This is a genomic window from Pseudomonas sp. GL_117 (assembly GCF_057835125.1).
The window spans coordinates 2798729-2812182 of record NZ_CM174418.1 but is presented as its reverse complement, the minus strand read 5'-3'; the positions used below and the strand labels follow the sequence as shown (position 1 = coordinate 2812182).

The window sequence follows — 13454 nt, the reverse complement described above, 5'->3', positions numbered from 1 at the left end:
TTGCCTGTTTTCAGGCGTAAAATTCTGAATTTTGAGCATGAATCACTGGTATTGCGATTTTCCCCAGCACGTTGTGCTCAACCACCCCGGAACCTCGCCATTGTGTTTAAAATGCCGCCCGCTCAATGACTGACGTTTAATGATGAACCCAGACGCACTCGCTACCCTGCACGCCCACCTGCTCGACGCCTTGGCGACCCCACCAGACGAAACCCGGCGCCTGTTCCACGGCCGCGGGCGCTGCTGGCCGGGCCTGGAGCAACTGACGGTGGACTGGCTGCAAGGCGTGATACTGGTCGCATTGTTCAAGGAGCCGGAACCGGCCCAGTTGGAAGCCCTGAAACAGTTGCTGCGAACGCAGTTGAGTGCCTACACCGTGGCGCTGCAACACCGCTACCTGCCGCAAAGCACCACCGAATGGCTGGTGGGCAGCCCCATCGACGAGTTGACCATCACCGAAGGCGGCCTGCGTTATTTGATCGACCTGGGTAAAAAGCAGAACAGCGGGCTGTTCCTCGACATGCGCTACGGCCGCAACTGGGTGCGCGAACACGCCAAGGGCCAGCGCATCCTCAACCTGTTTGCCTACACCTGCGGCTTCTCCGTGGCCGCCATCGAAGGCGGCGCCGACCATGTGGTGAACCTGGACATGGCCCGTGGCGCCCTCAGCCGTGGCCGTGACAACCATCGCCTGAACGGTCATGACCTGAGCCAGGTCACGTTCCTGGGCCACGATCTGTTCAAGTCCTGGGCCAAGGTCACCAACAGTGGCCCCTATGACTTGGTGATCATCGATCCGCCGTCGTTCCAGAAAGGCAGTTTCCTGTTGACCAAGGACTACCAACGCGTGCTGCGCCGCCTGCCGGACTTGCTCACAGCCCAGGGTACGGTGCTGGCGTGCATGAACGACCCAGCCTTCGGCGAAGACTTCCTGATCGACGGTGTGACCCGTGAAGCACCGGGGCTGCGATTTGTCGAACGCCTGGAAAACCCGCCGGAATTTCCGGATATTGACGCGCAAAGTGGTCTCAAGGCGCTGGTGTTCCGCCAGGGTTGATGCCGAAACGGCCAGCGCTTGCTACGCTTAGCTCTAACGCCGGGGTGGTGAACCTTATCCCCCCCTTCCCGGTCGATACCTGCATTCCCTGGCCAGACTCGACCGCGCTTCGCTGTCGGCTGCCCCGTTTCACCTTTTGGAGAACCGCCCGTGATAACGACCCTGCATGTAGCCAGACTCAAAGCCTGGGGCGCCCACGGCTTTACCGCCACCGGCGTGGTACTGGCTTTTCTGGCCACCCTGGCGCTGCTGGAAAATTCCCCCAAGGCCTGCCTGCTGTGGCTGGGCCTGGCGCTGGTGGTCGATGGCGTCGACGGTTCCCTGGCGCGCAGGGTCAATGTCAGCACGGTGTTGCCGAGCTTTGACGGCTCGGTGCTGGACCTGGTGATCGATTACCTCACCTACGTGTTCATCCCCGCGCTGTTTATCTACCGCTATATCGACCTGCCGGACTTTACCCACCTGTTCACCGTGTCGGTGATCCTGGTGTCGTCGTTGTTCTGCTTCTGCAACGTCAACATGAAGAGCAAGGACAACTACTTCGTCGGCTTCCCCGCCGCCTGGAACGTGGTGGCGCTGTGCGTGTACATCATCCAGCCGGATGCCTGGGTCACCTTGCTCACGGTGATCGGCCTGGCCCTGCTGACCGTGACGCCGATGAAGTTCTTGCACCCGTTCCGCGTGAAGCGGTTCATGCCGATCAATATCGCAGTGACCACCATCTGGTTGCTGTGCAGCTTCTTGATGGTGGTGGATTATCCGAACACCAACCCGTGGACGTTTGGGTTGTGGTCGCTGATGTCGGCGTACTTTCTGGGGATTTGCATCTGGCGCACAGCCTTGGAATGGTTGGATAAACGTCACGGCTGATCGCAGTTAGACATGTGGGAGCGGGCTTTGTGGGAGCGGGCTTGCTCGCGAATGCGGTAGTTCAGTCAAAAACTTAGTGACTGACACACCGCCTTCGCGAGCAAGCCCGCTCCCACATTTGGTTCTGTGTACATCTGGCAGTAAGATGGCGGCCTTCCGCATAGCGCCTTGCCAACCATAAGCCCTGCCCATGCCCTTCGAACTCAGCGTTGACCTCACCACCCTCGCCATTCTCGCCGCCGTGGCCTTCGTCGCCGGTTTTATCGACGCCATCGCTGGCGGCGGCGGCCTGCTCACTACCCCCGCCCTGCTCACCGCGGGCATGCCACCGCATCTGGTACTGGGCACCAACAAGCTCAGTTCCACCTTCGGCTCGGCTACCGCCAGCTTTACCTTCTACCGCCGTAAGCTGTTTCACCCGCGCCAGTGGGTACACGCCATTGTCGGCACCTTCATCGGCGCACTGACCGGCGCGGTGGTCGCCCACTATCTGCCAGCCGAAACCCTGAACAAGATGCTGCCGGTGATCGTTTTCGGTTGCGGCCTGTACCTGTTGTTCGGCGGCACGCCCAAAGCGCCGCTGGAAGCCGACGCACCGATAAAGAAGAAGTGGCAATCCACCCAGGGTTTTGGCCTGGGCTTCTACGACGGCGTGGCCGGCCCCGGCACCGGCGCGTTCTGGACCGTCAGCACCCTGCTGATGTACCCCGTCGACCTGGTGAAGGCCAGCGGCGTGGCGCGCAGCATGAACTTCGTCAGCAACGCGGCGGCACTCTCGGTGTTTATCTTCAACGGCACGGTGGACTGGATCGTCGGCCTGACCATGGGTATCTGCGTGATGTTCGGCGCATTCTTTGGCGCTCGCAGCGCGATCAGCGGCGGCGCCAAATTCATTCGCCCGGTGTTTATCACCGTGGTCCTGGGCCTGACCGTGCGCCTAGCCTGGCAGCACTGGTTCAGCGTGGCCTAAGCGCCGCGCCAGGTAGAGGTCGATCAGGTAGCGCGCAATCGAACGTGACGCCGGCAACGGCGGCAGGTTATGGATATTGAACCATTGCGCATCTTCGATCTCGTCGGCTTGGGGCACGATGTCGCCACCGGCGTATTCGGCATGAAAGCCCAGCATCATCGAATGGGGGAACGGCCAGCATTGGCTGCCCATGTACTGGATGTTCTTGACCTCCACCTGCACTTCCTCGCGCACCTCGCGGATCAGGCAGTCTTCGGCCGACTCACCCGGCTCGGCAAAGCCCGCCAGGGTGCTGTAGACACCACTGACGAAACGCGGCGAACGCGCCAGCAGGATCTCGTCGCCACGGGTCACCAGCACGATCATACTCGGCGAAATCCGTGGGTAGCTGCGCAGGTCGCAAGCCTGGCAGAACATCGCTCGCTCCCGTGGCACCTGGGCCATGGCCTGGCCGCAACTCCCGCAAAACCGGTGTTCCCGCGCCCAGGTGCCGATCTGCGCGGCGTAGCCCAGCACTTTGTACAGCCTGTGATCACCTTGCAGCATAAAGCCGCGCAGGCCCTGCCAACTGCACCCCGGCACGTCGACGGGGGCGTTGAGTTCCAGCAGGTACACCGGCTCGCCGTCGAGGTGGCCGATGCCGTGTTCGGCAAACACCGACACATCCTGGCGCTTGAGCCATTCCCGGGGGAACAGCGGGCCATTGCTGTCATGCAAAAAGCCCTCGCGGCTGCGGGCGACGGCCCAGCCGCCAGGGGTGTCGTTGTCCAGCAGTGTGGTGGTAATCCAGCCTGGGGTCATGTCAGTCAATCCACGAATTCGGGTTTCTGCTTGCTCATATGGGCCGCGATGGCCACGCGCAGGTCGTTGGATTGCAACATAGCCGCGTTCCAGGTGGCAACGTATTCCAAGCCATCATTGACTGTATGGTCACGCATGTAGCTGATCATGGCTTTGGTGCCGGTCACGGCAATCGGCGACTTGGCGGCGATTTCACGGGCGATCTCCATCACACCGGCCAGCAGGCTTTCCTGATCGGCGTAAACGCGATTGACCAGGCCGATGCTGCGCGCCTCTTCGGCGCCGAACTGGCGACCGGTGTAGGCCAGCTCACGCAACATGCCGTCGCCGATAATGCGCGGCAAGCGTTGCAGGGTGCCGACGTCGGCGGCCATGCCGATGTCGATTTCCTTGATCGAGAATTGCGCGCCCTCGGCGGCGTAGCGCATGTCGCAGGCGCTGATCAGGTCGATGGCGCCGCCGATGCAGTAACCCTGGATCGCCGCCAGCACGGGTTTGCGGCAGTTGTCGACGGCGTTGAACGAGGCTTGCAGTTCGAGGATCTTGCGCCGCAGCAGACGCGCATTGCGGCCCACGTCCTTACCGAATTCGTTGGCCACCGAGGCCAGCATCATCAAATCGATCCCCGAGGAGAAATGCTTGCCGGCACCGCTCAGTACCACGGCGCGTACCGCGTCGGTGTCTTCGATCCACTGGAAGATGTCGATGATCTCGGTCCAGAACGCCGCGTTCATCGCGTTGATCTTTTCCGGGCGGTTGATCTGCACATGGGCAACATTGCCGCTGAGTTCGACAACGAAAGCTTGATATTCGGACATGGCAGTGATCCCTGACTGGCGAGTGATAAGGGCCGAACTATAACAAGGGTGCACAACGGCGCATCGGCCAAAAGCGGGACTGGGAAAACGCTGGATAAAACCCCGCACACACGCCATCCTTCGCGTTTTAAGCCGCCCCGTCCGCGGCGCTCGACGTTTGAAGGATATGCCCATGCACGCCCAACCCCTCTCCCCGGCCGAATTCGACTTTATCGAAGACACCCTGCAAAAGTATGGCGACGACCATTCGGTGCTGAACCTCGCCGAACTGGACGGTTACTTCACGGCACTGGTGTCGAGCCCGGCCCAGGTGGATGTGGCCGAGTGGTTCCCGGCGATCTGGGGCGGCCAGAATCCCGCGTGGGACAACATGGACGAGGCGCAACGCTTCCTTGAACTGTGCGTCCGCCACATCAACACCCTGGCCGGGCAGCTGGCGACCGATGCGACGGGCTTCAAGGCCCGCTTTGACGACACCGAACACCAAGGGCAAACGGTGACCCTCGCCGAGGAATGGTGCTTTGGTTATATCCGTGGCGCCGCCATCGGCAACTGGCCCGCGCTGCCAGCACCACAGGCCGCCGAACTGGAAAAAATCTCCTGGTGCGCCGAACAGGACAATTTCGAACTGCCAGCCGACCTGGATGTGGCAGCGCACCAGCAGCGCGTCAGCCAGATCGAACCGGCGGCGCGGGCGCTGCACGATTACTGGCTCAGCCAGCGCTAAGCCTCGACAAGCACTGCGGGTTTGGCCGATTATTCGGGTCCGCCCGTCGGCCACTCCGTACCACCTTGCCTTGCATCAGGAGCCTTGTACCTTGAGTTCGCAGAAAACCGTGACCGTTACACCGCCCAATTTCCCCCTCAATGGCAAGGTCGCGCCCCCCGGCTCCAAATCCATTACCAACCGCGCCCTGTTGCTGGCGGCCCTGGCCAAGGGCACCAGCCGCCTGAGCGGCGCGCTGAAGAGCGATGACACCCGCCATATGTCGGTGGCCCTGCGCCAGATGGGCGTGAGCATCGACGAGCCGGACGACACCACCTTTGTCGTCACCAGCTCCGGCAAGCTGCAACTGCCGACGCAACCGCTGTTCCTCGGCAATGCCGGCACCGCGATGCGCTTTCTGAGCGCCGCCGTCGCCACCGTGGAAGGCACCGTGGTGCTGACCGGCGACGACTACATGCAAAAACGCCCGATCGGCCCGCTGCTGGCGACCCTGCGCGCCAACGGCATCGCGGTCGACAGCCCGACCGGCTGCCCGCCAGTGACCGTGCACGGCGTGGGCAAGGTGCAGGCCAAGCGCTTCGAGATCGACGGCGGCCTGTCCAGCCAGTATGTCTCGGCCCTGCTGATGCTCGCCGCCTGCGGCGACGCCCCGATTGAAGTGGCGCTGACCGGCAAGGACATCGGTGCCCGTGGCTACGTCGACCTGACCCTCGACTGCATGCGTGCCTTCGGCGCCCGGATCGAAGAAGTCAACGACACCACCTGGCGCGTGGCTGCGACCGGCTACAGCGCCCACGATTACCTGATCGAACCGGACGCGTCCGCCGCCACCTACCTGTGGGCCGCCGAAGTGCTGACTGGCGGGCGCATCGACATCGGCGTCGCCGCCCAGGACTTCACCCAACCGGACGCCAAGGCCCAGGCCGTGATCGCCCAGTTCCCAGACATGCAGGCCACGGTGGTCGGCTCGCAGATGCAGGACGCGATCCCGACCCTCGCGGTACTCGCAGCGTTCAACAACACCCCGGTGCGCTTCACCGAGCTGGCCAACCTGCGCGTCAAGGAATGTGACCGCGTGCAGGCGCTGCATGACGGCCTCAATGAGATCCGCCCGGGCCTGGCGACCATCGAAGGCGACGACCTGCTCGTAGCCAGCGATCCGGCACTGGCCGGTACCTCGTGCAATGCGTTGATCGACACCCACGCCGACCACCGCATCGCCATGTGTTTTGCCCTGGCCGGGTTGAAAGTCGCGGGCATCCGCATTCAGGACCCCGACTGCGTGGCCAAGACCTATCCTGACTACTGGAAGGCCCTGGGCAGTCTTGGGGTCCAGCTCAGCGACTGAGCCGGCAGCGTCGGAATGGGGAGGCCAAGCACATGAATATTCGCCAACCCTGCCCACCCGGCGCTTGCGACTGCGACCGCGAACAACTGCTGCAAAGCCCTGGCGCCGATGTGCGCATCCTCAACCTCACGCGCCAGGAAGAGAAGAAACTGGTCGAGCGCCTTGAAGACCTCAAGAGCCTGCAAGACCTGGAGCGCATGCAGCAGCTGATGTACCAGCAATTGGGCATCCGCGTGCAGGTCGCGCCGGGGCACACCGAGGTCAGGAGCATGCGCGGGATTCAGATCGAGATCGACGCCTTGCCGGGCCTGTGCCGCAAGACCCGGCAAGCGATTCCGGCAGCGATTCGCCGGGGCCTGGAGAAGCGCCCGGAGATTGCCTACCGCCTGCTCGACGCCCACGACCTGTTTCGCGAAGGTTGAATCAACCCGCCACGGTTTCCCCTTGGAACAGCCGCTGCCCGATCGCCCGGGCGGTGTTCAGGTGCGCCTGCGCGGTGCCGCTTTCCGACTCCAGCATCAGCTCAGAGGTCAGCACCTTCGCCCCGCAGTAATCAAAAATCCCATGGTCGATCTGCGTGCGCATGGCCTTGGCGTAACCGTGACGCTCAAATGCGCTTTCATCCGCCGCACCGACGGCCAGCAAGTGCACGTGCAAGTGCCGCAGCTTTTTCACCACTGGTTTATCCGGACCGTAATCAATCGCCCAGCCGTTGACGAACACGCGGTCGATCCAGCCTTTGAGCAGGCCCGGCAGCGACCACCAGTAGATCGGGAACGCCAGTATCAGCGCATCGGCACGGTCGATACGCGCCTGTTCGGCCAGCACATCGGCAGGCGGCTCGGCGCGGCTGCGATGCACGCGCTGGTCGGCGGCGCCGTAACGTGGGTCGAAACCTTCGGCGGCGAGGTCGGCGATCTCATGGGTGTGACCGGCAGCGGTCAGCCCCGCTGCGGCTTGCACAGCAATGCTATGGGTGAGGGATTGCGGGTCGTGATGGGCAACAACGATCAGAGCGTGCATGACATTGACTCCATTTCGGTTTAGGCTGGGCTTAAGTTACCTTTGGTAAGTTACTTTTGGTATATAAGCATGTCAAGCCATGAATCCCCTGCCCCACGTCGCCGCCTGTCGCGCGAAGATCGCCTGCGCCAGCTGTTGGATGTGGCCTGGCAACTGGTGCGCGATGAAGGTACCGACGCCCTGACCCTGGGCCGCCTCGCGGAACTCGCGGGGGTGACCAAGCCGGTGGTCTACGACCACTTTGTCACCCGCGCCGGGTTGCTCGCCGCGCTGTATGAAGACTTTGATGGGCGCCAGAATCAGCTGTTTGCCGAGGCTATCGAGGCGAGCAACGCGACACTGGAGGACCGCGCGTGGGTGATTGCCTCGTCCTACGTCGATTGCGTGTTATTGCAGGGCCGCGAAATCCCAGGGGTGATCGCCGCGCTGAGCAGTTCACCCGAGCTGGAAAGCCTCAAGCGCCAGTACGAGGGGATTTTCCTGGATAAATGCCGCGACGCGCTGTCGCCGTTTGCGCCCGACGGGTGTGTGTCCCAGGCCGGATTGCGCGCCATGCTGGGGGCGGCGGAAGCGCTGTCCCAGGCGGCGGCCAGTGCTGAAATCAGCCGGGAAGAGGCGCAGCAGGAGCTGTTGGCGACGATCATGGCGATGGTGAATCGGCGATCTGTATCGCCAGTGCCGCCGCTTTCGAAGCCGCGCTGAAGCTCGACATCTCCCACAGGGGATTGGCAGTGCCTGGACGATCTCCAGCCGAACACTCACCCTCCATCAACCGCGATCAAATGTGGGAGCGGGCTTGCCCGCGAAAGCGTTGGCTCGGGCAACATATCTCACACAGCGGCGCGCTATTTCAGCCACGCCCCCGCAAAAACACCTGCACCTTGCGCGCCAGTTGATCAAGGTGACGGTCGCGCTGCTTCTCGGCATCGACCATCGCGCGCTTGCCGTGTTTTTGCAGCAGGTAGGTGTGGATCTGCCGCACTTCAAGCGAGCTGTAGATCGACGTCACCTCCACCACGCCCATCAGCCCGTCGGTCGCGTAATCGCGGGTATTCATCAGCACCTGGGTGTCGCGTGCGCCGCGCACCTGGAAGCCCATGGCTTCGAAGGCCGGCACCTTTTCCACCGCGCAGGCCAGCTCGGCGTGGGGATAGCGCGCAAGCACCTCGCCCACCATGCCGCGCGCCACGCCCTGGCGCCGGCACCCCTGCTGCACCGCCATGAACGCAATGCCGCACGCCTCGGGGTCGTCCTTGACCGGCAAATACAACACAAAGCCGATCACCTTTTCCGGGTTCTGGGCATCGGTGGCCACGACCAGTTCAACCGCAATCCCCTTCGCACCGTTCAAGGCTTCCAGGTACAGGTGCACCTCAAAGCCGATGGCGTACTGGTAGATGTTGTAGAGCAAGTTGCTCGGTGGCAGTGCCACGCTGCTGATATCGGTGAGGTTGTCCACCACCAGTTGCAGGATCTGGCCATTGATGGACTCCGGGCACGGCGTGGTGTAGCGGGTAAGGCTGAACATGCAAATTCCTGGGGTTGGGGTGCGGCGATTATACCTGTTGCTGCCCGCACACCTCACGCAAACATCCACGCAACCAGCGATGGGCCAGGTCGGCGTCCAGACGCGGGTGCCAGAGCATGGCCACGGTAAACGTCGGCAGGCTCAATGGCAGCGCAAAGCTGTGCAAGCCTTCGCGTTGGTGCAGGGTGTAGCGCTCGGGCACGCTGGCGATCAGATCGGTGCTGCGGGCCAGGGCGATGGCGGTGGCGAAACCGGCAACGATGGTGCTGATCTGCCGGGCCAGGCCCAGGCCTTCGAGGGCAAAGTCGATCTGCCCACGGTCCTGTCCGCGACGGGAGACGTAGACATGCTGGCCTTCGGCATAGCGCTGCACGCTGACGTCGCCCTGGCTCAGTGGATGCCCACTGCGCACCACGCCAATCAAACGGTCGCGGAACAACGCCTGGGTCAGCACTTCCGGGCTGCCGGCGGGGTCGACCACGCCAGTTTCCAGGTCGACGCTGCCTTCGCGCAGCAACGCACTGTCCTTGTCGGTCTTGTTGACGAAACGCAGGCGCACGCCGGGAGCCTCGCGGGCAATCCGTGCGAGCAGCGCCGGGCCGACGTTTTCGACGAACTCCTCGCTGGCGCGCAAGGTAAAGGTGCGCTCGACAGAGGCCATGTCCAGGCTTTGCAAGGGCCGCAGTACGGCATGGGCGTCCTGCACCAGTTGGCTGACCTGTTCGCGCAACTGCAGCGCACGCGGCGTCGGCACCAGGCCACGCCCGGCGCGCACCAGCAACGGGTCGCCGGTGGTTTCACGCAGGCGCGCCAATGCACGGCTCATGGCGGAGGGGCTCAGGCGCAGGCGCTTGGCTGCACCGGCAACGCTGCCTTCGGCGAGCAACACGTCCAGGGTGATCAACAGATTCAGATCGGGCATCGGCGCTCCTTATCAGGCGTTACACGCAGGTATTCAGTGCAACCCATGCGTCTTCCGCCATGTTAGGCGACGCCGTAGATTTGTAACAGTTGCGATCACTCAAGGAATTCCGGATGCAGACCTCTTCACGCGGCGCGCTGTTCAGCCTGTCACTGTCCATGTTGCTGGCCTCCCTTGGCACCAGCATCGCCAATGTCGGCCTGCCCAGCCTGGCGCAGGCGTTCGAGGCGCCGTTCCAGGCAGTGCAGTGGGTGGTCATCGCGTATCTGCTGGCGATCACGGCGGTGATTGTCAGTGCCGGGCGCCTGGGGGATCGACTTGGGCGCGGGCGGCTGTTGCTGGCTGGCTTGCTGGTGTTCGCGGCGGCCTGCGGGCTTTGCGGCATGGCGCCCACCCTGCCCTGGCTGATCGCCGCGCGGGTGCTGCAAGGCTTGGGCGCCGCGGTCATGATGGCGATGACCCTGGGTATGGTCGGTGACACCGTCAGCAAGGAACGCACCGGCCGGGTGATGGGTTTGCTCGGCACGCTCTCGGCCGTCGGCACCGCCATGGGCCCCAGCCTCGGCGGTGTGTTGTTGAGCCTGTGGAACTGGCGCGCGCTGTTTGTGCTTGGCGTGCCACTGGGCCTGTTGGCGACCGCGCTCGCCTGGCGGTATCTACCGATGGAGGACGGGGCACGTCCAGGCGGGCCATTCTGGTCGGCACTCGGAACCCCCGGCCTGCGTTCGGGCCTGGCCCGGAGCGCGCTGGTATCGGCGGTGATGATGGCGACGTTTGTGGTCGGTCCGTTCTACTTGTCCCGCGGCCTGGGGCTCGCGCCGGGCTGGATGGGCCTGGTGATGGCGGTCGGGCCGTGTGTCGCCGCCGTCACCGGCGTACCGGCGGGCCACCTCACCGACCGTTTCGGTAGCCCGCCCATGACCCTCGCCGGGCTCGGCATCATGGCCGTGGGCGCGCTGTCACTCGCGCTGGCCGCCGGGCTGCCGGCCTACCTGGGCGCGCTGGTCTTGCTGACGACGGGTTACAGCCTGTTCCAGGCCGCCAACAACACCGCAGTGATGCGCGATGTGGACGGCGCGCGCCGGGGCACGGTATCGGGGCTGCTGAACCTGTCGCGCAATATCGGCTTGATTGTCGGCGCCTCGGGCCTGGGTGCGGTGTTCGCCTGGGCCACGCCGGATGTGATCCGCGCCACCCCGCAGGCCGTGGCTTTTGGCCTGCACAGCACCTTTGGCGTGGCGGTGGGCCTGATCCTGCTGGCGGCAGGAATACGACACAAATATTGACAAGGTAAAATCGTAACGACTATTGTCTGACAACCTGATTACCAAGGTTGTCCCATGCTTGAGCTCCAGCGCCCCGACTCGCTTGTCGTGCGGGTTGTCAGCGCGATTCGCGCAGAAATCGATTCCGGTCAATTGCCGCCGGAATCGCGCATGCCTACCGAACAGCAACTGGCCGAACAACTCAACGTCAGCCGCTCGGTGGTGCGCGAAGCCATCGCCCAGCTCAAGGCCGACGGCATCATCACCGCCCGCCGTGGTCTGGGCTCGTTTATCTCGCAGACGCCTGCCGGCACGGTGTTCCGGTTCCCGCAGCCCAATGGTCGCAGCCCGGACCTGGCGCAGATGTTCGAAGTGCGCCTGTGGATCGAAACCCAAGCCGCCTCGATTGCCGCAAAGCGCCGTGACGAGGCCGACCTGCACCGCATGAAAAGTGCCTTGCAAGCCATGCAGGACAACCGCGATAACTTCGAAGCCGCCGCCATCGCCGACGTGGAATTCCACCGCGCCATCGCCGACGCCAGCAAAAACGAATACTTCGTCGCCTTCCACGACTTTCTCAGGAGCCAATTGGCCAGCGCGCGCAAAACCGCCTGGGAAAACTCCGCATCACGCTTCGCCACCGGCTCTGCCGACGCCACCCAGGAGCACCAGCAGCTCTTTCAGGCGATTGCCGATGGCGACGCCCAACGCGCCGCCGCCAGCGCTGAAGCCCACCTGCGCGCAGCGGCACGGCGTCTGAGCCTGGAGCTGCCCGAGACAAACTGATCCTTTAAGTAGCGTGTCCTGGACACGCCATTTTTTTAACAAAAACATTAGTCTGACAACCTGATAAGCAGACCGAAATGTGCAACTTTAGGTAGCCCACCCCATGATTCACGACTATTGCATTATCGGCGGCGGCATCGTCGGCCTGGCCACGGCGATGGAACTGCTCAAGCGCCAGCCCGGTGCCTCGCTGGTGATCCTGGAAAAAGAGCCAGTGCTGGCCAAACACCAGACCGGCCACAACAGCGGCGTGATCCACGCCGGCATCTACTACGCGCCGGGCAGCCTCAAGGCGGACCTGTGCAAGCGCGGCGCCGAGCAGACCAAACAGTTCTGCACTGAACACGGGATCAAGTTCGAGGTATGCGGCAAATTACTGGTGGCCTCCAGCCCCCTGGAAATGCAGCGCATGGAAGCCTTGTACGCACGCTCCCAGCTCAATGGCATGAAGGTCGAGCGCCTCGACGCCGACCAGTTGCGCCAGCGTGAACCGAACATCGTCGGCCTCGGCGGGCTGTTCCTCGACGCCACCGGCATCGTCGACTATCGCCAGGTCTGCGACACCATGGCCCGGGTGATCCGCCGCAACGGCGGCGAGATCTGCCTGGAGCGTACCGTCACCGCGATCCATGAAGACACCGACAAAGTCACGGTCAACACCCGTGGCGAAAGCTGGCAGGCCCGCCGCCTGGTGGTGTGCGCGGGCTTGCAGTCGGACCGCCTGGCAACGCTGGCCGGCATACCGATCGACCACCAGATCATCCCGTTTCGCGGTGAGTACTTCCGCCTGCCAGCGGCGAAAAACAACATCGTCAACCACCTGATCTACCCGATTCCCGACCCGGAGCTGCCGTTTCTCGGCGTACACCTCACGCGCATGATCGACGGCAGCGTCACCGTCGGCCCAAATGCCGTGCTTGGCCTGGGCCGCGAGAACTACCGCAAGTTCTCGGTGAACTGGCGCGACGTGGCGCAGTACGCCAGCTTCCCCGGCTTCTGGAAAACCATCTGGCAAAACCTCGGCTCCGGCACGACCGAGATGAAGAACTCGCTGTTCAAATCCGGCTACCTGGAGCAGTGCCGCAAGTACTGCCCATCGCTGACCCTCGACGACCTGCTGCCCTATGAGGCGGGCATCCGCGCCCAGGCGGTGATGCGCGACGGCAGCCTGGTACACGACTTCCTGTTCGCCCAGACCCCACGAATGCTCCACGTGTGCAACGCGCCCTCACCCGCCGCGACGTCCGCCATGCCCATCGGCGCGATGATCGCCGACCGCCTGTTCAAGCCCGAGTAACACCCCGCACCACGCGTCCATTTGACAATAACTACAAAGACC

The 13454-nt window shown here is 63.4% G+C and carries 15 protein-coding genes; 10 read left to right on the top strand and 5 right to left on the bottom strand.

Annotated elements, in window-relative coordinates; genetic code table 11:
* The first annotated feature begins 142 nt into the window (after positions 1–142).
* From AC3ISR_RS12565 to AC3ISR_RS12555, 3 genes are all read left to right on the top strand, one after another.
* Complete coding sequence (locus AC3ISR_RS12565; RefSeq protein WP_226457166.1) at positions 143–1057, top strand: class I SAM-dependent methyltransferase; 915 nt, start codon at positions 143–145, stop codon at positions 1055–1057.
* Between the two features lie 150 nt (positions 1058–1207).
* Positions 1208–1927, top strand: a complete 720-nt coding sequence (gene pcsA / locus AC3ISR_RS12560) for a phosphatidylcholine synthase (RefSeq protein ID WP_192299583.1) — start codon at positions 1208–1210, stop codon at positions 1925–1927.
* Positions 1928–2117: 190 nt separating this feature from the next.
* Positions 2118–2897 (top strand): TSUP family transporter, encoded by a 780-nt coding sequence (locus tag AC3ISR_RS12555; protein WP_305392594.1) that lies wholly within the window; start codon positions 2118–2120, stop codon positions 2895–2897.
* Here AC3ISR_RS12555 and nudC read toward each other — a convergent pair.
* Positions 2865–3698 carry an NAD(+) diphosphatase gene (gene nudC, locus AC3ISR_RS12550; protein WP_226457095.1) on the bottom strand — a complete coding sequence of 278 codons (834 nt, stop codon included), beginning with the start codon at positions 3696–3698 and terminating at the stop codon, positions 2865–2867. The genes AC3ISR_RS12555 and nudC overlap by 33 nt on opposite strands.
* A 5-nt stretch (positions 3699–3703) precedes the next feature.
* The gene (locus tag AC3ISR_RS12545) at positions 3704–4516 is read right to left on the bottom strand and encodes a crotonase/enoyl-CoA hydratase family protein (protein ID WP_463983927.1); all 813 of its coding nucleotides are present in this window, start codon (positions 4514–4516) and stop codon (positions 3704–3706) included.
* 172 nt (positions 4517–4688) lie between these two features.
* Between AC3ISR_RS12545 and AC3ISR_RS12540 the strand changes: the two genes are divergently transcribed.
* From AC3ISR_RS12540 to AC3ISR_RS12530, 3 genes are all read left to right on the top strand, one after another.
* Entirely contained in the window at positions 4689–5243 is a 555-nt protein-coding gene (locus tag AC3ISR_RS12540; protein ID WP_192299587.1) for a UPF0149 family protein, read from the top strand.
* Positions 5244–5334: 91 nt separating this feature from the next.
* Positions 5335–6591 carry a 3-phosphoshikimate 1-carboxyvinyltransferase gene (locus tag AC3ISR_RS12535; protein ID WP_463983928.1) on the top strand — a complete coding sequence of 419 codons (1257 nt, stop codon included), beginning with the start codon at positions 5335–5337 and terminating at the stop codon, positions 6589–6591.
* A 32-nt stretch (positions 6592–6623) separates the two neighbouring features.
* Positions 6624–7013 carry a hypothetical protein gene (locus AC3ISR_RS12530; protein ID WP_192299589.1) on the top strand — a complete coding sequence of 130 codons (390 nt, stop codon included), beginning with the start codon at positions 6624–6626 and terminating at the stop codon, positions 7011–7013.
* Position 7014: 1 nt separating this feature from the next.
* Here AC3ISR_RS12530 and AC3ISR_RS12525 read toward each other — a convergent pair whose 3' ends face one another.
* Positions 7015–7614, bottom strand: coding sequence for an NAD(P)H-dependent oxidoreductase (locus AC3ISR_RS12525; RefSeq protein ID WP_463983929.1), 600 nt, complete (start codon positions 7612–7614; stop codon positions 7015–7017).
* Positions 7615–7683: 69 nt separating this feature from the next.
* Between AC3ISR_RS12525 and AC3ISR_RS12520 the strand changes: the two genes are divergently transcribed.
* On the top strand, positions 7684–8316 hold the full coding sequence (locus AC3ISR_RS12520) for a TetR/AcrR family transcriptional regulator (RefSeq protein ID WP_192299591.1): 633 nt from the start codon (positions 7684–7686) through the stop codon (positions 8314–8316).
* 148 nt (positions 8317–8464) lie between these two features.
* Here the strand turns inward: AC3ISR_RS12520 and AC3ISR_RS12515 are convergent, their stop codons facing one another.
* Together AC3ISR_RS12515 and AC3ISR_RS12510 are read right to left on the bottom strand one after the other, a co-directional pair.
* Entirely contained in the window at positions 8465–9142 is a 678-nt protein-coding gene (locus AC3ISR_RS12515) for a GNAT family N-acetyltransferase (RefSeq protein ID WP_489324768.1), read from the bottom strand.
* Between the two features lie 28 nt (positions 9143–9170).
* Positions 9171–10064 (bottom strand): LysR family transcriptional regulator, encoded by an 894-nt coding sequence (locus tag AC3ISR_RS12510; RefSeq protein ID WP_489324767.1) that lies wholly within the window; start codon positions 10062–10064, stop codon positions 9171–9173.
* A gap of 113 nt (positions 10065–10177) precedes the next feature.
* Here AC3ISR_RS12510 and AC3ISR_RS12505 point away from each other — a divergent pair, with 113 nt between their 5' ends.
* From AC3ISR_RS12505 to lhgO, 3 genes are all read left to right on the top strand, one after another.
* Positions 10178–11350 (top strand): MFS transporter, encoded by a 1173-nt coding sequence (locus tag AC3ISR_RS12505; protein WP_463983932.1) that lies wholly within the window; start codon positions 10178–10180, stop codon positions 11348–11350.
* Between the two features lie 54 nt (positions 11351–11404).
* A complete protein-coding gene (locus AC3ISR_RS12500) occupies positions 11405–12115 on the top strand; it encodes a FadR/GntR family transcriptional regulator (protein WP_192299595.1) in 711 nt (236 codons plus the stop codon).
* Between the two features lie 103 nt (positions 12116–12218).
* Positions 12219–13412 (top strand): L-2-hydroxyglutarate oxidase, encoded by a 1194-nt coding sequence (lhgO, locus tag AC3ISR_RS12495; protein ID WP_192299596.1) that lies wholly within the window; start codon positions 12219–12221, stop codon positions 13410–13412.
* Positions 13413–13454 lie beyond the last annotated feature (42 nt).

Coding starts and splice junctions, on each gene's coding strand:
- AC3ISR_RS12545 (WP_463983927.1), bottom strand. CDS start 4,516: ATGTCCGAATATCAAGCTTTCGTTGTCGAACTCAGCGGCAATGTTGCC.
- AC3ISR_RS12555 (WP_305392594.1), top strand. CDS start 2,118: ATGCCCTTCGAACTCAGCGTTGACCTCACCACCCTCGCCATTCTCGCC.
- AC3ISR_RS12500 (WP_192299595.1), top strand. CDS start 11,405: ATGCTTGAGCTCCAGCGCCCCGACTCGCTTGTCGTGCGGGTTGTCAGC.
- AC3ISR_RS12505 (WP_463983932.1), top strand. CDS start 10,178: ATGCAGACCTCTTCACGCGGCGCGCTGTTCAGCCTGTCACTGTCCATG.
- AC3ISR_RS12530 (WP_192299589.1), top strand. CDS start 6,624: ATGAATATTCGCCAACCCTGCCCACCCGGCGCTTGCGACTGCGACCGC.
- AC3ISR_RS12515 (WP_489324768.1), bottom strand. CDS start 9,142: ATGTTCAGCCTTACCCGCTACACCACGCCGTGCCCGGAGTCCATCAAT.
- AC3ISR_RS12520 (WP_192299591.1), top strand. CDS start 7,684: ATGTCAAGCCATGAATCCCCTGCCCCACGTCGCCGCCTGTCGCGCGAA.
- nudC (WP_226457095.1), bottom strand. CDS start 3,698: ATGACCCCAGGCTGGATTACCACCACACTGCTGGACAACGACACCCCT.
- lhgO (WP_192299596.1), top strand. CDS start 12,219: ATGATTCACGACTATTGCATTATCGGCGGCGGCATCGTCGGCCTGGCC.
- AC3ISR_RS12565 (WP_226457166.1), top strand. CDS start 143: ATGAACCCAGACGCACTCGCTACCCTGCACGCCCACCTGCTCGACGCC.
- AC3ISR_RS12540 (WP_192299587.1), top strand. CDS start 4,689: ATGCACGCCCAACCCCTCTCCCCGGCCGAATTCGACTTTATCGAAGAC.
- AC3ISR_RS12510 (WP_489324767.1), bottom strand. CDS start 10,064: ATGCCCGATCTGAATCTGTTGATCACCCTGGACGTGTTGCTCGCCGAA.
- AC3ISR_RS12525 (WP_463983929.1), bottom strand. CDS start 7,614: ATGCACGCTCTGATCGTTGTTGCCCATCACGACCCGCAATCCCTCACC.